Below are 17,021 nucleotides of genomic sequence, written 5' to 3'. Positions count from 1 at the left end.
CCAATGGAATTCAGAGGTCAGTGATGGGTAGTGCAGAGTTCGCGCAGAGTTCGGCAGTACGTGCCCCGGGTAGTGGGCAGGAGCGGATCGCGGGGATCGACTGCGGTACCAACTCGATTCGCCTGCTGATCGCCGATGTGTCGCGGGACGAGCAGGGTGCGGTGCGGCTCACCGATGTGCATCGGGAGATGCGGATCGTGCGGCTCGGGCAGGGGGTGGACGCGACCGGTGCGTTCAATCCCGAGGCGATCGAGCGGACCCGGATCGCGTTGCACGACTACGTGGATCTGATGATCGAGCACAAGGTCGAGCGGGTGCGGATGGTCGCCACCTCGGCTACCCGGGATGCGTCCAATCGCGAGGACTTCTTCGCCATGACCGCCGACGAGTTGGGCCGCGCGGTCGCGGGTGCGCAGGCCGAGGTGATCACCGGTGACGAGGAGGCGCGGCTCTCGTTCGCCGGTGCCGTCGGTGAATTGTCCAGTGCGGCGGGGCCTTTCGTGGTGGTCGATCTCGGTGGCGGGTCCACCGAGGTGGTGCTGGGTGACAGCGATGGTGTGACCGCGGCGTATTCGGCCGATATCGGATGCGTGCGCATCACCGAGCGTTGCCTGCGCGGCAATCCGCCGACCCGCGAGGAGGTGGCGTCGGCGCGGTTCTTCGCGTCCGAGCGGCTGGCGCAGGCCTTCGGCGTGGTGCCGGTGGAGCGGGCGCACACCTGGGTGGGTGTGGCCGGGACCATGACCACGATCGCCGCCGTCGCCCTGGATCTGCCCGAATACGATTCGGAGAAGGTGCATCTCACCCGTTTGCCGCTCTCGGAGTTGCGGGCGGTCTGCGATCGGCTGATCGGCATGAGCCACGACGAGCGGGCGGCGCTGGGCCCCATGCATCCGGGTCGGGTCGACGTCATCGGCGGTGGCGCGGTGATTGCCGAGGTGCTGGCCGACGAGCTGGCTCGGCGGGCCGGTATCGACGGGTTGATCGTCAGCGAACACGACATCCTGGATGGGATCGCGCTCTCCATCGCCTGAGTGGACGGTGGAATGCGCTGTTCAAGCGCGCTTTACGGCGGGTAGGTCAGAGCTGCCGTCGTGAACTGGGGACATACGTCCCACACCCAGCTCATCCTGAGCTTTCCTCACTGGAATGTGACGTAGGTTAATACCTCAGGTTGCTGTCAGATTGCCCAATATGGGAGGGTCTGATCCATGTCAGGAGTAGCACACCAGGCGAAACCGGGCACCGAACGAACCCTGTTCGGGCACCCCATCGGTATCGCGAATCTGTTCGGCGTCGAGTTGTGGGAACGGTTCTCGTTCTACGGCATGCTCACGATTCTCGGCTACTACCTGTACTACTCGGCCACCGACGGCGGCCTCGGCCTCTCGAAGGCCACCGGCACCGGCATCGTCGGCGCGTACGGCGGTCTGGTCTATCTGTCCACCGTGCTCGGCGCGTGGGTCGCCGACCGGATCCTGGGCTCCGAGCGCACCGTGTTCTTCGGCGGCGTGATCGTGATGGCCGGGCATATCGCGCTGGCCGTGCTGCCGGGTCTGACCGGTGTCGGCGCGGGTCTGGTGCTGGTCGCGCTGGGCTCGGGCGGGTTGAAGGCGAACGCCTCCTCGCTGCTGGGCACCCTCTACGACAAGGACGATCCGCGCGCGGACGGCGGCTTCACCCTCTTCTATCTGGGCATCAACCTGGGCGCGTTCGCCGGTCCGCTGATCACCGGTCTGCTGCAGTCGCACGTCGGCTTCCACTACGGTTTCGGCGCGGCCGCGATCGGTATGGCGGTCGGCCTGGCCCAGTACGTGATCTTCCGCCGCAATCTGGGCGAGCACGGTCGCGATGTGCCGAATCCGCTGCCGCGCACCGCGATTCCCAAGGTGATCGCCGCGTTCGTCGCGATTCTGGCGGTGATCGCCATCGCGTGGGCGACCGGTCTGGTGACCCTGTCGAATCTGCCCGACGCCACCACCGTGGTGATCGTGGCGGCCTCGATCGCCTACTTCGCGATCATGCTGACCAGCGCCAAGGTCGACGCCGTCGAACGCACCCGAGTGCGCGCCTACATTCCGCTGTTCATCGCGAACGCGGTGTTCTGGTCGCTGTTCCAGCAGATCTTCACCGTGCTCGCGGTGTACTCCGACGAGCGGATGAACTGGTCCATCTTCGGCTGGACCGCGCCCTCGAACTGGATCGGTTCGATGGAGCCGGTCTGGGTCATCACCCTGTCATCGGTGTTCGCGATCATGTGGACCCGGCTGGGTCGGCGCGCCCCGAGCACCCCGCGCAAGTTCGCGCTGGGCGTGGTCGGCATGGGTGCGGCCTTCCTGCTGTTCACCCTGTTCTCCGGGACCAGCGGCAAGTCGGTGTCGTTCGTGGCGGTGTTCTTCATCCTGGGCGCGTTCGCGGTGTCGGAGCTGATGCTCTCGCCGATCGGACTGTCGGTCACCACGAAGCTGGCGCCCAACGCTTTCCGCGCGCAGATGATGGCGCTGTACTTCTTCTCCGTCGGTATCGGCACCTCGATGTCGGGCGTACTGTCGAAGTTCTACGACCCGTCGCACGAGCTCGCCTACTTCGGCATCACCGGTCTGGTGGCGATCGTGGTCGGCATCGTGGTCTGGGGTGTGTCCCCGTGGATCAGCCGTCATATGGAGGGCGTGCACTGATCGAAGTTTCCGATGGCGCGGGTCTTGCGGTGGATCCCTTGACATGATCGGGTCGGGATTCCACCACGGAAAGGTAGTGCCATGGCTTCGATCGTGACCGAGATCGTCATAGATGTTGCGCCGGAACAGGTTTGGGCGGTGGTCTCGGATTTCGCGGGCGGTCCGCTGCGGATGGCCCCCGGCCTGGTCACCGCGAGCGCCTCGACCGGCGAGGGCACCCGCGAGGTGACCTTCACCGGCGGCACCGTGGTGCGCGAGCGGCTGGTCACCCTCGACCACGAGATCCGGCGCTTCGTCTACTCGGTCTACGACGGCAGCACGCCGCCGGTGCACGACAACGCGGTCATCGAGGTGTCCGCGCACGGGGACGGCGCGGCACGGGTGGTCTGGTCGCGGGATCTGCTGCCGGAGCAGCTGGCCGGGCCCTACACCGCCACCATGCAGCAGGGGCTCAGCCTGTTCAAGAAGACCCTGGAAGGCTGAGTCCCGGCGTCCGGGACCCGGGGTGACCTGGCTCACGTAGCGAATTTTCCGCTACGAAAACCGCTGGTGGACGCGATGTTTCGGGCTGTCCGCGGCGTTCCGCACGGCGTAATCGGCGTGATTTCTGTCGGTGTCAGCGGGAATACTGACGCGCGACCGATGAGTTGTGGGCCCTGTACCCGTCTGTTCCTGTGTGGCCCCAGCGCCGCTGCGGGAGCCGATCCGCCATCGGACCGCAGACCAGCTAGTGACGAACACCCGGAGGTAAACCGATGTCCGCCGATCTATCCGATATCAAGAAGGGGCAGCGGACACCTACCGTCATCCGATTATTGGTGCTCGCCACCTTCGTGGTGATTCTGAACGAGACCATCATGATCAACGCGATTCCGCGGCTGATGGTCGATCTGCACGTCTCCGATCGCAGCGCGCAGTGGGTGTCCACCGCGTTCATGCTGACCATGGCGGCGACCATCCCGGTGACGGGTTGGTTCCTGCAGCGGGTCACCACTCGTCGCGCCTACACGATCGCCATGTGCGTGTTCCTGCTCGGCACCGCCATCGCGGCGGTCGCGCCGTCGTTCGCGGTGCTGCTGGTCGGGCGTGTGGTGCAGGCGGGCGGCACCGCGGTGATGATGCCGCTGCTGATGACCACCCTGATGACCGTGGTGCCGGAGCAGGACCGCGGCCGGGTGATGGGCAATGTCACGCTGGCCATCTCGGTGGCCCCGGCCATGGGCCCGGTCATTTCGGGTCTGGTGCTGCAGATCGGTTCCTGGCGTTGGCTTTTCGCGCTGGTGCTGCCGATCGCCGCTGCGGTCACCGCGTTCGGCCTGCGTCATCTCGAGGACATCGGGGAACCTCAGACCGGTGCCATCGACTGGTTCAGCGTGGTGTTCGCGGGCTTCGGTTTCGGCAGCCTGGTGTACGGCCTGAGCAAGTTCGGTTCCGGCAATGCGGCGGTTCCGGCCGTGATCGTGGCCGCCGGTGTCGCGCTGATCGCCATCTTCGTGTTCCGTCAGCTGAACTTGCAGCGCTCCGGTACGCCGCTGCTGGATCTGCGAATCCTGTTGGCGCCCACCTACACCAAGGCGCTGGTGCTGATGGCCGTGGCCTTCCTGGCCATGATGGGTTCGATGATCCTGCTGCCGCTGTACCTGCAGAACCTGCGCGGTCTGAGCCCGCTGCAGACCGGTCTGCTGGTGATGCCCGGTGGTCTGGCCATGGGTCTGCTGGGCCCGACGGTCGGCAAGGTGTTCGACCGTCTCGGCGGCCGAATCCTGGTGATTCCCGGCGCGATCGGCATCACCGCGGCGCTGGCCGGTTTCACCCAGATCTCGCTGAGCATTCCCTACTGGGTGCTGATCGCCCTGCACGTGCTGCTGATGGTGTCGCTGGCCGCGACCTTCACGCCGGTCTTCACCCTCGGCCTGGGCGCGCTGCCGCCGCACCTGTACTCGCACGGCAGCTCCATGCTGGGCACGCTGCAGCAGGTGGCCGCGGCGTTCGGCACCGCCCTGGTGGTGACGATCATGTCCTCGCGGGCGACCACGCTGACCGGCCGCGGTGAGAACCCGCTCAACGCGCATCTCGACGGTATGCGGCTGGCGTTCGGCGTCTCCGCGGCCCTCGCGGTGGTTCTCATCGTGATGGCGGTGCTGCTGCCCAACCGGGATTCCTCCCCGCACGGTCACGGTGGTGGCGCGGAGTCCCCGCTGGATGCCGAGGCCGCCGACCTGGCCGCCGTGGAGCTGGTCAAGGACTGACCCGAGGCTGATCGAACACCGATCAGCGCCCAGTCTCGAATTCGAATGGCCCCGCGATTGCCGCGGGGCCATTCGCGTTCAGCCGCCGGGTGAGTTCGGCGAAGGCGGTGGCGGCGGCGGAGCGGTAGGCGCCCGCGCGACTCAGCAGTACGACGGCGCGGGTGGGGATCGGCGGCGTGAGCGCGACGGCCGTGAGTCCGGGATGTTCGCGGGCCACGGCCCCGGGCAGGATCGTGACGAGCGTGGTGCGGGTGACGGCTTCGACGACGGCCTGAACGGAGTTGGCGTCCAGCATGATTCGTGGTGTCACGCCCTGTTCGACGAGGTACGCGTCGATGTGGCCCCGGGTGGCGAAGTCCGCGTTGAGCAGTGCGAGATCGAGCCGGGCCAATTCGTGAACGGGCAAGGGGGAGTGCGGTTCCCGGTCGACCGCGGTGACCAGGCTCAGTGTCTCGGTGAACAGGGGAGCGGCTTCGATCCCGGGCGAATGCGGCCCGGCGAAGGCGATGCCGAGGTCGAATTCATCGTCCAGCAGCCCGGATTCGATGGTGTCCTGACTGCTCTCCCGCACGTCCACGCTGATGCCCGGATAGCGCTCGCGCATGGCGGTGAGCAGTGGGCCGAGCAGGTACGCGGTGAAACTCGGCGTCAGCGCGATGCGGAGGTGACCGCGCGAGAGGTCCTCCACATCGTGGACGGCGCGTTCGGCCGCCGCGAGTTCGGCGAGCGCGGCGCGGGCGTGGCGGGCGTAGACCGTCCCCGCGTCGGTCAGCCGCACCGTGCGCCCGGTGCGATCGAGCAGCGGCATCCCGGCCATCCGTTCGAGTTGCCGAATCTGCTGCGAGAGCGTGGGCTGGGACAGGTGCAGATCCGCCGCCGCGCGGGTGAAGTTGCCGTGCTCGGCCACGGCGAGCAGGTACCGCAGGTGCCGCAGTTCGGGGGCCATCCCAGAACTATAGACACCGACGATCGAACCTATCGATAGCAAGTCTTGGACTCTATACACAGTGCTCAGGCAGGGTGGAGTTACAGCACAGCAGGAAAGGAAAACCATGCGGAACCTCACCGACGGTGTCCAGCACTTCCAGCGTGACGTCTTCCCGGGCAAGGCCGAGTTGTTCACCCGCCTCGCGGGCGACCACCGTCCCGGGGCGCTGTTCATCGGCTGTTCGGACGCGCGGGTCGTGCCCGAACTCATCACCTCGGCGGAGGCGGGTGAGCTGTTCGTCATCCGGACCGCGGGCAATCTCGTCCCGGCCTATTCGCCCGCGTCGGTCGGGGGAGTGACCGCGAGCATCGAGTACGCGGTCGCGGTGCTGGGCGTGACCGACATCGTGGTGTGCGGTCATTCCGCGTGCGGTGCGATGACCGCCCTGGCCGACGGACACGACCTGAGCGGCGTGCCCGCCGTCGCCGAGTGGCTGCGGCACGCGGACGCGGCGGTCGCGCTGGCCACCGCCCGCGGGCCGATGACGGTGCCGGAGCTGGTGCGGCACAACGTCTCCGCGCAGCTCGCGAATCTGGCCACCCATCCGTCAGTGGCCGCGGCGCGTGCCGAGCGCGGACTCACCCTGCACGGCTGGGTGTTCGACATTCCCACCGGCGCGGTCGCCTCGATCGCCGCCTGATCCCTCATCCCCGAAAGGAACCCATCTGATGATCCACGCGCACTTCGACCCCACCGCCCGCCTCGCCCTGGCGGAGACCGCCGTCGCCGCCAAGATCACCAAAGACCTGTCATGGCAGCAGATCGCGGATGTCTCCGGCCTGTCGGTCGCCTTCACCACCGCCGCACTGCTCGGCCAGCACGCCCTGCCCAAGCCCGCCGCCGAGGCGGTGGCGGAGCTGCTCGGCCTCGGCGCCGAGGCCGCCGCGCTGTTGCAGGTGATTCCCAGCCGCGGCTCGATTCCCGGCGGCATCCCCACTGACCCGACCATCTACCGCTTCTACGAAATGCTCCAGGTGTACGGCACGACGTTGAAGGCGTTGGTACACGAGCAGTTCGGTGACGGCATCATCAGCGCGATCAATTTCCGGCTGAAGGTGGAGAAGGTCGACGACCCGGAGGGTGGCGAGCGCGCCGTGATCACCCTGGACGGCAAGTATCTGCCGACCAAGCCCTTCTGATCCGGTTCTCACACAGCGAATTTCACGGCCAGTGCCAGCCCGCAACTCGCGGCGATCACCCGCAGCGTGTTGTCGGGCAGCCGCCGCGCCAGCTGCGGGCCCACCCGCCCGCCGAGCAGGAATCCGAGCGCCAGCGGGAACACGAACCCCCAGTGCACGGGCCCGTAGAACGCGAATCCGATGGCGGCGGAACCGTTCGCGCACATGGACGTCACGCTCTTGACCGCGTTCGCCCGCTGCGGCGTCCACTCCGGGAACATGGCCGACACGATGGCGAAGATCAGAATCCCGCCTGCCGCACCGAAATACCCCGCGTAGACGGCCGCCACGAACAGCAGCACCCCCAAAACCCTGGCCCGCCGCACCGAGTGCGCGTTCCCCGCCCGCTCCCACCGCCGCGCCAGATACGGCTGCGCCAGCAGGAACACCGACGCCCCACCGATCAGGAACGGCACCACCACCTGAAACGTGGCCGCCGGAGCGATCAACAGCAGCACCGCCCCGATGGCCCCGCCCACCGCCGCGATCGCCCCCAACCGCAGCAGCACCGACCGCGTCCCCCGCAATTCGGGCCGCGACCCCGCCGCCGCCCCCACCCCCGTGAAGATCAACGCCACCGTATTGGTCACATTGGCCGCCACCGGCCCCAACCCGAGCTCGAGCAATGCCGGATACGAAACCAGCGAAGCCAAGCTCACCAGCACACTGACCACGCCCGCGAGAAACCCGGCCGCCACCAGCTCGACCACAGTCTCCACACTCACGCAGACATCCTACGAATTGGAATTCGCGGTGCCCGCCCGGGTCTCAGCAGAAGGTGATGAGGGTGTTGTTGGCGACCGAGACGCGGGCGGCTTCGTGTAGGAGCAGCCAGGTTACGAGTTCTCGGTACAGGGGGTGCTCGTCGTCGGCGGTCTCGGCGTGGATGCGGGCGATCTCGGTGTCGGGGAGTTCGCCGTCGGTGAGGGTGATGCCGAGGAAGGGGGCGAGGTAGTGGAGTTCGCGTAGGAGGGCCTGGCTGGAGCCGACCATGCCGCCCGGCAGGCCGAGGTCGTCTTCGGGGAAGAGGATGTCGGGGAAGTCGACGGGGACGTAGTAGCCCTCGCAGTCCGAGTGGCACAGCAGGTGGGATTCGAACATGTAGGTGAGGGTGTCGACGGCCTTGTCGGCGGCGGGGTCCTCGCCCGGTTCGGTGGGAGTCACCGGCTCCGTGGGGTTTTCGTGCGCGTGGGCGTAGGCGCGGCGCAGGTAGTGCACGAAGCTGTAGGGGACGCTGCCGAGGTGGTTGCGGGCTGTCGCCGGACCACGGGTGGTCGCTTCCTGGTGGGGCGGAAAGTTTTCCGCGATCAGTAGTTCGTTGAGGGCGCGCAGTTGGCTCCGATGATCCTCGAGTTCGTCCGGATATTCACCACTTTCGAGCGCATCCGCGTACACGTGCGTCGCAACCGCCAGCCCCATGGGGTGAGGCTAGCGCGGGTCCGGCCCGGCTTCCACCGGGGCGGATGATTCCCACACCGACATGGGGACGAATCCGATGCTGCGGCCGTCGGGGTCCAGCAGTCGCCCGGCGCGTTTGATCCAGCGCAGGGTGACCGCGCGCTCGCGGACCCGCAGGGTGGGTTCCGCTGTGGCCAAACGGCTCTCGTATTCGGCGACGCCGTCGAGGCCGCGGAACAGGGCGACGCTGATCAGGTCGGCGTCGGAGACGGTGGTGGCGCACATGCGGGTCTCGCGCTGTCTGCCGATCGCGGACGCGGCCGCGGCGCGGGTGTGCGGTGGCGCGGTGAGCCAGAGCGTCGCGGTGGTGCGCCAGCCGGTGTAGGGGAGCGCGGCCTCGCAGCGCAGCGCCGCGCGGCCGCTGTGCAGCAGTGCCGAAAGCTGGCGTCGCACAGAGGATTCCGGCCGATCCAGCTGCTGGGCCAGCTCGATCACCGGGCGTCGTCCGTCCGGTCCCAGTGCCAGCATGAGTTGTTGTTCCTCGGGGCCTAGTGGCCCGGTGCGGAATACGCCGCCCGGTGCTGCCGCGGCCACCTCGCGGTGCTGCTCGGGTGAGAGCGAGTCGGCCCGCCAGTTGCTGCCCTCCTGGTAAAGGTGTTGCACCAGATGGGTTTTCATCGAGCGAATGGCGGGGATGCGTCCGAGTCGCAGCACGTACTCGGTCAGCGCGTCCAGGCCGGTCGCGATCACCGTGAGCAACAGATTGTGTGAGCCCGCGACCAGTTCGACGGCCGAAGCGTGCGGGTGCGTCGCGATGGCCGCCGCGGTCTCCTCCAGATCCATTGGCGTGCAGTCGATCTGAACGAATGCCATGATCCCGTGCTCGGCAAGCGCCTGCCCGGGGTAGCAGCTGACCCAGGCCACCCCGGCGTCCTGCATGCGTCGCCAGCGCCGTGACAGGGTGGCGGCGTCGACACCCAGCGGCCCCGCGAGCGCGGACCAGGGCGCTCGCGGCGAGAGTTGGAGCGCGTTGATCAACGCCAGATCGAGCTCGTCGAGCCGAGTATCGATCACTGCCATCGCCGCGCTCCTTCCTTCGTTCAGCCCGCTACGCCCCGGAACAGTTCGGCCGCGGCGTCGGCGGCTTGCCCGATGAGGCGCGGATCGTCGTAGAAGTCGATCTGCCCCACCGATTCCAGCCACAGTTCGGACTTCGGCGAGGTCACGGTGGCGTAGAACTTGCGGGCCCACGGCGGGACCAGCGCGTTCTCGGAATGCACCAGCAGGAACGGCACGGCCAGCCGGGCCGCGGCCTCCTGCGCGTCGAAAACCGGTGTGTGCTCGTAGGATTCGACCGCGAACCCATTGGTGTAGTTGGGCACCGCGCCGCGCGAGGTGCCGTAGTACTCGAAGGCCTCGGTCAACGGCATGGCGACGTCACCGTTGTCGGCGGCCACCGCCGGGATGGTCTCCACCACTCCGGTCTCTAGCCGGCGCTCGCGGGCCAGGCGACCACGCTCGAGGACGGCCGGATCCGCCGGGTTGGCGGCGGCATCGGGGTAGACCCCGGCGACGCCGGCGAAGGCCCGGACGCGCGGATCGTCGGCGACTGCGCGCGACATGTACCCGCCGCCCGCGCACACGCCCAGCGCGACGACCGGCTTGTCGATGAAGCGCGGGTCCGCGAGCAGCGCGGTGATCGCCGCGCCGATGTCGGCGGCCTTGCCGACCGGATCCTCCAGCTGCCTGGGCACGCCTTCGCTCTCACCGAAGGTGCGGTGGTCGAAGGCCAGCGCCGCGAAACCGCGCTCGGCCAGCGCCGCCGCGTACACGCCTGCGGCCTGCTCCTTGACGGAGGTCAGCGGCCCGGTCGTGACCGCCACGGCCGTCGGGTCGCCCGACGGCAGGTAGAGGGTGCCCACCAGCTGGTCATCGGCTCGGGCGAAGGTGAACGGAACTGTGCTGACTGTCATCTCGTTCTCTCGTCGATCTCTGGTAGTGCCAGGTTATCGGCACGGAATCGACGATAGATCCGGCCCTGCGCCGCCGACAGAAGGCACTTCGAAGTGCCCTTCCGTACGATCGCTCAGCCCTCCTGCGCGGCGTTCGCCACCGCCCAGTCGCAGATCGCCGCGAGCGGCTGCTGCAACGATTTGCCCAGCTCGGTCAGCCCGTATTCGACGTGCTGCGGCGCGGTCTGTTTGTACACGTGCCGCTCCACCAGCCCGTCGTCGATCATCCCGCGCAGCGTCTCGGTCAGCATCTTCTGAGTGATCCCGGGCAGCCGCCGCCGCAGATCGGCGGGCCGATGCGGCCCGTCCAGCAACGCGTAAATCAGCAGAATCCGCCATTTCGCGGCCAGCCGCTCCAACACCTGCCGGGTCGTACACGATTCAGTGAGCACATCGGGGATCACCAGTGCCATCGCTCCTCCAAGAACTCGGTTCCACCGTAGTGCAGGAGGCCGCGACCGTGGTCCCGACGGCCGTCTAACCGCTGGTCGGGTGCCTGCCGGTGGCCGTGTACCGGCAGTCGTCGAGTGGGAAGCGCTTGTTGCCCCGCCACATTCCGAGGTAGGTGGCGGGACGGATGGGGCGAAGCCGTGGTGGGCGTCGATGTAGTAGGTGCGTCGGAGGATTCGCAGGTGTTGTTGAGCCAGAGCGGGTTGCGGTGGCGCTCCCGGCTCTTGTGCCACAAGCGGTCGTGCGGCTGTCCCGGATCTCGACGGAGATTCATCGGGAGACAAGACCTAGAACGGTGGCGGGTCGGCGTATTGCGGTGTGAGCGTGCCGATAGCCGTCGCGTGTTCCGCCGCCCCGGATTCCCGCGCGATGCGGGATTCTCGTGCGGCCCAGGATTCCCGCGCGGCCCGAGATTCCGGTGCGACCGGAGATACTCGTGCGGCCCGGGACTCTCGTGCGATGCGGGATTCTCGTGTGGTGCGGGCGGTCCGTGCGTGTCGGCGTTGTGCGGGTGGGTGGTAGACGTGGAGGAGTTCGGTGAGTTCGTTGACCGCCCCACCCGGATTCAACAGCGGCTCAACCTGTTCCGGCTCCGGAAGGCCCGCGCCGGTGACCGGCGGTACGGGTGTGTTGGGGAACAGGAATTTCGCTCCCTCGGGTGTGGTGGTGATCGATCCGCCCGAGGGGCTGCGCCATTCGACGCGTCGGTCCGGGTGGTGGATGACTTTCCATCCGTTGAGTCCGTTGTCGGCGAGGGTTTTGGTGCGGTGGTGTCGTCGGCAGCGGCAGCCGAGGTTGGATTCGATTGTGCGGCCACCGGATTCGGGCGAGCGGTGGTCGAATCGGTCTTGGTGGTCGATGTCGGTGGCCGCGGCGGGGATCGCGCAGCCGGGCGCGCGGCAGCCACCATCGAGGGCGCGGATCCGGTTGGCGAGGCGGGTGCTTGGCCGGTAGCGCGTCTCGCACGCGGCAGCCGGGTTTGCGGGGTCGTCGGTGCTGGTCGGTGCGGCAACCACTGGGAGCACCCGGTGCTCGGGTGTGGCCTGCGTGGCGTGGCTGATACATGTCCGACGCGCCCGGCCGTCGACGGCGGCCTGCTCGGTGTGGTCGATGCCGACGGGGTGTTCGGGGATGATCTCGAAGCGGGCGTGGCGGGCCAACTGGCGTGCCAGGTCGGCGTCGATCGCACCGAAACCGGCCAGCAGAGCGGGATTGTCAGCCAAACCCGCCAAGGTCTCAGCCGAAACACCCACCTGCACAAGCGCTTTACGTCCCGGTGCGACCATGGCCCCGGCACGTGGGCAGTCGGGCTGCCCACAGCCGCAGCTCAATCGACCGGCCCTGGTGGTGAGAGCGATGAGAGCGTCGGCGCGGCGCTGGTTGCTGGTGCGGGGATCGGCAGCACAGCAGTGGGTTTGCGCCATCTCGCGCAAGCGTTCGTAGAGAGCGACACCGTCGGCAGCGGGCAGCACGGCATCGAGGACGGCGGTGCCGTTGTCGGCGGCCGTGACGTTGACATACCGGTCGGCCTCGGCGCTCTTGCGGCGTTCGGCTTGTCCGGCGGGGTCGGTTTCCAGCAACCAACGTCGCAGGGTGCGCTTGACCCGTGACGGGTCGGCGTTCTCGGCGTAGGCGACGATGCGTGGTTCGAGCGCCGCGACGAGCTCGGTGTCGATGTTACGGAACACCTCGTGCAAGGCCCGCACTCGCGGCAGGTCGATACGCCCGTCATCGAATGCTTCACGCGTGCAGGGCAACTGGTGCTCGAGGCTCAGTCCGAGGGCGATGAGGTTGTCGGCTGTTCGTTGCGGAACATGCAGGGCAACACCGATTTCGGTGGCCGCGTCCTCGCCTGCGTAGACGGCACGAACGCCCCGCTCGAGCTGCTGTCCGCGGCGCATCCGGTAGAGGGCGGTCATCAACGCGACCTCTTCGGCTTGGGCGACAGCGATCGTCGAGTGCACCGCGCGCAGCCGCGCCACCAGCTCGGTGGCGGTAGGGCTGTCAGCAGCGGTTTCGTTCACGCGTTCGATTCTATTCGGGTGTGATCAGACACGCCAGAAGGCTTTCAGTGACACGCTGAGCGAATTCCCAGCTGTCACAACAAATGTCGTGCTCGCCGCGATACTTCACGGAGGCAGCGAGCCGAGCTGTCTACCGAAGCGGCAGTGACCGTCCGGCGGGATCCTGCACCCGAAGTTGGAAGGCGACATGGTGCCGCTGTCGTACGCCGAACTCCAGAAGCTCTTGTGCGAGTAGGTGTCTGGCGCGGGATCGCCACCCTCGAAACCGCCACGGGCGTGGGGTCCCCGCCTTCGGGGGTGTCAGCACTCCCAGGCGCGGCTCTCGACGAACTTCGCCCAGTCGCTCGCGGGGAACGTCAGGATCGGTCCCCGGCCACCGTCTTTGGTGTCCCGCACCAACGTCGTATCGTCAGCGTGGAAGATCTCAACGCATTGATTGCCAGTGTTGGACCGGCTCGATTTGTACCACTCGCCCTTGACCGGCTTGCTCACGCCGCGTACTCCTTCGCGATCGTCAGCACCATGTCCCTGGTGTCTTGTGTCAGCCGATGTGCAGACGGGCTAGCGCTTCCAGATCCCGCTGTCCAGGAAGCTATCCCACTGCTCACCGGTGAAGGACAGCTCCGGTCCGCCGGGCGCCTTCGAATCGCGCACGCCGACCACCTCATCGTCCAGGCAGACCTCGACGCACGCCCTCGAACCTTCGGACCGACTGGACTTGAACCACGTTCCTTTGGGCCGCTGGTTGATCACGTCGCATACTCCTTAGCCGTCCGCAAAACCATGTCTAGCGTGTCCTCTTCGGTCAACGCTACCGCTTCAAGAGCCGAGATCGCGTGCCGATATCCGTCGATCACGTCGTCGCGCTCGTGGTATCCCGCGCCGTACGCGCCCTCGAAGTACACCACTGGTGGTTCAACCAGGCCACGGCTCAGCTGGGGGAATTCCAGCAGGGTGAACGACTGGATGGTCAGCCCTCTGTGCGCCTTGGCAGAGAACGGGACGACTCGGATGCTCACATTCTCGCGCTGGCCAATGCTCGCCAGCCATTGCATCTGATCGAACATCACTGGGCCATCGGCGGGTTGGTGTCGGAGCGCTGCCTCGGAGATGAAGGCGTCCATCCTGAACCCGGCGTCATGCAAACGGGTTTGGCGACGCTCGACGAGTTCAACCCGTCGTTCGAGGTTCACTGCGGACAGGTCAGGTTCGTCGATTCTCACGATCGCTCGCTTGTAATCCGGCGTCTGGAGCAGTCCAGGGATGAGGACGAGCTGGTGAGTCGTCAGGTGGTGGGTGTCTCCCTCGAGCCGGAGGTAGTGCGGAAAGTGTGAATCGAACTGGTCTGCATACTCTTTCCACGACCCCGAATTGCCTTGCAGACGCGCAGCTTTCGCCTGCTCTTGCACTTCCCTCCACAGGGTGAGGGCCTCGGCCCTGGTCTCGCTGGACACCTCGTAGAACTCCAGTAGGCGTTCCAGGCTGGGTGTCGTGATCCTCGTTGGCACGCCGTTCTCGAGGCGGTGCAAGGTCATCTTGGACACTTCGATCGATAGCGCGGAAGCAAGCGGTGCCTTGCCCGCGTTGCTTCGCAGTTCGGCGAGGAACTTTCCGAATGCCCTTCTGGAGACAGTGCTTCCAGCCATTGTTGCTTAGCCTCGCTAATCCGGAGTGGCTCAAACAGTGACGGTTCGGACTGTGACGCATCAATCTGTTGCAGCTCAGACTGTGATCCCAGTGTATTTACTGAGCGTCACAGTGTGGTGATAACAATCCAAATGTTTTGGGTGTGTACTTATCTCACAGCACCTGGCGACGACAACGGGGAAGGTCGGCGCTCGGGTATTCATCCGAAAATCGCTAGGAGTCGTAATGACCTGGGATGTTTGGGTTTTGACAATTTTGATCTTGGTCTCGACTGTCATCGTCGTGGGTGCCCTCATTGAGGACATCAGGGCGAACGCGAGTTACGACCGGGAGCTGCGCGCCAATCGCGAAGCGGGGCGGCTGGTCTCTGGCCACGGGCGGCATCGGAGGGCCTCGTGACCAATTGTCCGAATCACACCCATTAGTACGGAGGACTAGGAGACGGGGCGATGGAAATCTATGGCCCTCGATTGGACAGACTGGAAGACTGCCACATTCGTGACAATGACATCGAGATGACCCCGGCCGAGGCGTTGGAAGCCATGGTGATTCACCGGGACTGCTTCCCGGACCAGTGCGCCAGGCAGGCCGAGGCGTCACGCATCATCACCGTCGAGGAAGACAAGTACGAGCCACGGCAGCGCTCGAACGTCATCCGGTTCCCGATGCGGCCCCCGCGGGATGTCGCGTGCGACCCGTGACCGGCATTCGGTGCACACGCCGAAGGGCGACGCATAAGACTAGGAGTACCGCGACAACCACGGCCAAGTCTCGCGTCGCCCCAGGCGGCAGTCGTCTAACCGCGGGTCGCGTGCACTCCGGTGTACCGGTAGTCATCAAGTGGGAAGTGCTTGTTGCCCCACCACATTCCGAAGTGCGTGCTCGGGCGGATGGCGGCGACGTCGTGGTGGGTGTTGATGTAGTAGGTGTTCGAGGATTCGCAGTCGTTGTTCAGCCAGAGGGCTTGGCGGTGGCGTTCCAGGCTTTTGCGCCAGTAGCGGTCGTGGGGCTGCTGCCGGATTTCGACGGCGGTGGCTCCGCGATCGTGGGCGGCGGTGATGGCGCGGCGGGCATGCCGGGCCGTGCATTCGATCATGGCGAGGTAGGAGGCGGCGGCGAAGCCGTATGGGCCGGTGATCAGGAAGAAGTTGGGGAAGCCGGGGACCGAGACGCCCTGGTAGGCCTGGAAGCGATGCTGCTGCCAGAACTCTCCGAGCTCGATTCCGTCGCGGCCGTGGATCGGGAAGGGCGGGGTCGCGCCGGACTCCATCACCTTGAAACCGGTGGCGCACACCAGGACGTCGATCTCGTGTTCGGTGCCGTCGCCGGTGACGACGGCGCTCGCGGTGATCTTCTCGATGGGATCGGTGACCAGGTCGACGTGTGACCGGGTGAAGGCCCGCAGGTACCGGTTGGACACCGACGGACGCTTGCAACCCAGCGCGTAATCGGGTGTCAGCTTCGCGCGCAACTCCGGATCGCGGACCTGGGTTCCATACCAGCGCTTGATCATTCGGCCGCTCAGCCCGATCACCGGACTGGTGGTTCGGTAGAACACGCCCGCGGTCGATACTCCGGCGTCGAAGGTCGCCATCACGCCGAGCCGGACCAGTCGGCGCAGTCCGGGCACCAGGTCGAGTGCCTGCTTCACCCCACGATCGATGCGGAAGTCGGGCTTCGGCATGACCCAGATCGGCGTGCGCTGGAACACCGTCAGCCACGCCGCCTGCTCGGCAAGTTCCGGAATCAGTTGCAGCGCAGTGGCTCCGGTGCCGATCACGGCGATGCGCTTGCCGTGGTAGTCGTAGTCATGATCCCAGCGGGCGGTGTGCACGACCTTGCCCGCGAACTCGTCCACGCCGGGAATATCGGGCATGCGCGGCACTTCGAGCCCGCCGACCGCCCCGATCACGAATCGCGCGGTGAACGAGTCGTGTTCGGTGTCGATCCGCCACCGGTGGCTGTGCTGATCCCAGCTCGCGCCGTTGACCCGGGTATTCAGGCGCAGATGTGACCGCAGCCGGTAGGTGTCGGCGAGCTGATCGGCGTAGGACTTGACCTCGCCGCCGGGCGCGAACAGCCGCGACCAGGTGCGCGGGGCCGCGTAGGAGAAGCTGTAGTACACCGACGGAATGTCCACGGCCACACCGGGATAGGTGTTGGCGTGCCAGGTCCCGCCGATATCGCTGTTCTTGTCCAGAATGACGAAGGAGTCGATCCCGGCGCGCCGCAGTTCGATGGCCGCGCCGAGCCCGCCGAATCCCGCGCCGATGATGGCGACCTCGAAATCGGGCTCGGAGGATTCGGGTTCGGATGCTGAGGGGGTGGTGGAAGGCGACGTCATCGCGGCCGTGGTCCTTTCGACGGTCTCGTTATGGAACCTATGTCGCACCCGTC

18 protein-coding genes are annotated in these 17,021 nt (G+C 66.7%); 7 read left to right on the top strand and 11 right to left on the bottom strand.

Going from position 1 to position 17,021, the window contains the following annotated elements; translation table 11 throughout:
- Window positions 1-23 precede the first annotated feature (23 nt).
- The 4 genes from OG300_RS26935 to OG300_RS26920 all read left to right on the top strand — a co-directional run bounded on the left by OG300_RS26935 (window position 24) and on the right by OG300_RS26920 (window position 4,927).
- A complete protein-coding gene (locus OG300_RS26935) occupies window positions 24-1,034 on the top strand; it encodes an exopolyphosphatase (protein WP_405485825.1) in 1,011 nt (336 codons plus the stop codon).
- A gap of 177 nt (window positions 1,035-1,211) precedes the next feature.
- On the top strand, window positions 1,212-2,678 hold the full coding sequence (locus OG300_RS26930) for a peptide MFS transporter (RefSeq protein ID WP_405485824.1): 1,467 nt from the start codon (window positions 1,212-1,214) through the stop codon (window positions 2,676-2,678).
- Window positions 2,679-2,759: 81 nt separating this feature from the next.
- Window positions 2,760-3,161 carry an SRPBCC family protein gene (locus tag OG300_RS26925; protein WP_405485823.1) on the top strand — a complete coding sequence of 134 codons (402 nt, stop codon included), beginning with the start codon at window positions 2,760-2,762 and terminating at the stop codon, window positions 3,159-3,161.
- 272 nt (window positions 3,162-3,433) lie between these two features.
- Window positions 3,434-4,927 (top strand): MDR family MFS transporter, encoded by a 1,494-nt coding sequence (locus OG300_RS26920; protein ID WP_405485822.1) that lies wholly within the window; start codon window positions 3,434-3,436, stop codon window positions 4,925-4,927.
- A gap of 22 nt (window positions 4,928-4,949) precedes the next feature.
- On the opposite strand, the gene cynR is transcribed toward OG300_RS26920, so the two are convergent.
- Window positions 4,950-5,873, bottom strand: a complete 924-nt coding sequence (gene cynR, locus OG300_RS26915) for a transcriptional regulator CynR (protein WP_405485821.1) — start codon at window positions 5,871-5,873, stop codon at window positions 4,950-4,952.
- 106 nt (window positions 5,874-5,979) lie between these two features.
- Between cynR and OG300_RS26910 the strand changes: the two genes are divergently transcribed.
- The gene (locus OG300_RS26910; RefSeq protein ID WP_405485820.1) at window positions 5,980-6,555 is read left to right on the top strand and encodes a carbonic anhydrase; all 576 of its coding nucleotides are present in this window, start codon (window positions 5,980-5,982) and stop codon (window positions 6,553-6,555) included.
- A gap of 28 nt (window positions 6,556-6,583) precedes the next feature.
- Window positions 6,584-7,054 carry a cyanase gene (cynS, locus tag OG300_RS26905; protein ID WP_405485819.1) on the top strand — a complete coding sequence of 157 codons (471 nt, stop codon included), beginning with the start codon at window positions 6,584-6,586 and terminating at the stop codon, window positions 7,052-7,054.
- 8 nt (window positions 7,055-7,062) lie between these two features.
- Here cynS and OG300_RS26900 read toward each other — a convergent pair whose 3' ends face one another.
- The 9 genes from OG300_RS26900 to OG300_RS26860 form a co-directional block, all read right to left on the bottom strand.
- On the bottom strand, window positions 7,063-7,818 hold the full coding sequence (locus OG300_RS26900; protein ID WP_405485818.1) for a sulfite exporter TauE/SafE family protein: 756 nt from the start codon (window positions 7,816-7,818) through the stop codon (window positions 7,063-7,065).
- Window positions 7,819-7,861: 43 nt separating this feature from the next.
- Window positions 7,862-8,512 carry a hypothetical protein gene (locus OG300_RS26895; RefSeq protein WP_405485817.1) on the bottom strand — a complete coding sequence of 217 codons (651 nt, stop codon included), beginning with the start codon at window positions 8,510-8,512 and terminating at the stop codon, window positions 7,862-7,864.
- 9 nt (window positions 8,513-8,521) lie between these two features.
- Window positions 8,522-9,571: an AsnC family transcriptional regulator gene (locus tag OG300_RS26890; protein ID WP_405485816.1), complete on the bottom strand. Its 1,050-nt coding sequence runs from the start codon at window positions 9,569-9,571 to the stop codon at window positions 8,522-8,524.
- A 20-nt stretch (window positions 9,572-9,591) separates the two neighbouring features.
- Complete coding sequence (locus OG300_RS26885) at window positions 9,592-10,464, bottom strand: alpha/beta hydrolase (RefSeq protein ID WP_405485815.1); 873 nt, start codon at window positions 10,462-10,464, stop codon at window positions 9,592-9,594.
- Between the two features lie 113 nt (window positions 10,465-10,577).
- Window positions 10,578-10,916, bottom strand: a complete 339-nt coding sequence (locus OG300_RS26880) for a winged helix-turn-helix transcriptional regulator (protein WP_405485814.1) — start codon at window positions 10,914-10,916, stop codon at window positions 10,578-10,580.
- A gap of 324 nt (window positions 10,917-11,240) precedes the next feature.
- Window positions 11,241-12,977 (bottom strand): DUF222 domain-containing protein, encoded by a 1,737-nt coding sequence (locus tag OG300_RS26875; protein WP_405485813.1) that lies wholly within the window; start codon window positions 12,975-12,977, stop codon window positions 11,241-11,243.
- Window positions 12,978-13,277: 300 nt separating this feature from the next.
- The gene (locus OG300_RS26870) at window positions 13,278-13,469 is read right to left on the bottom strand and encodes a DUF397 domain-containing protein (protein WP_405485812.1); all 192 of its coding nucleotides are present in this window, start codon (window positions 13,467-13,469) and stop codon (window positions 13,278-13,280) included.
- 69 nt (window positions 13,470-13,538) lie between these two features.
- Complete coding sequence (locus OG300_RS26865; protein WP_405485811.1) at window positions 13,539-13,730, bottom strand: DUF397 domain-containing protein; 192 nt, start codon at window positions 13,728-13,730, stop codon at window positions 13,539-13,541.
- Window positions 13,727-14,623: a helix-turn-helix domain-containing protein gene (locus OG300_RS26860; protein ID WP_405485810.1), complete on the bottom strand. Its 897-nt coding sequence runs from the start codon at window positions 14,621-14,623 to the stop codon at window positions 13,727-13,729. The genes OG300_RS26865 and OG300_RS26860 overlap by 4 nt, the downstream gene beginning before the upstream one ends.
- 471 nt (window positions 14,624-15,094) lie before the next feature.
- On the opposite strand from OG300_RS26860, the gene OG300_RS26855 reads away from it, so the two are divergent.
- Window positions 15,095-15,325 carry a hypothetical protein gene (locus tag OG300_RS26855; protein WP_405485809.1) on the top strand — a complete coding sequence of 77 codons (231 nt, stop codon included), beginning with the start codon at window positions 15,095-15,097 and terminating at the stop codon, window positions 15,323-15,325.
- 95 nt (window positions 15,326-15,420) lie between these two features.
- Here the strand turns inward: OG300_RS26855 and OG300_RS26850 are convergent, their stop codons facing one another.
- Window positions 15,421-16,968 (bottom strand): flavin-containing monooxygenase, encoded by a 1,548-nt coding sequence (locus tag OG300_RS26850; protein WP_405485808.1) that lies wholly within the window; start codon window positions 16,966-16,968, stop codon window positions 15,421-15,423.
- Window positions 16,969-17,021: the final 53 nt, after the last annotated feature.

The organism is Nocardia sp. NBC_00511 (assembly GCF_045161165.1).
Lineage (GTDB): Bacteria > Actinomycetota > Actinomycetes > Mycobacteriales > Mycobacteriaceae > Nocardia.
Note: the sequence above shows the minus strand (reverse complement) of the source record. Positions and strands in the feature narration are given on the sequence as shown.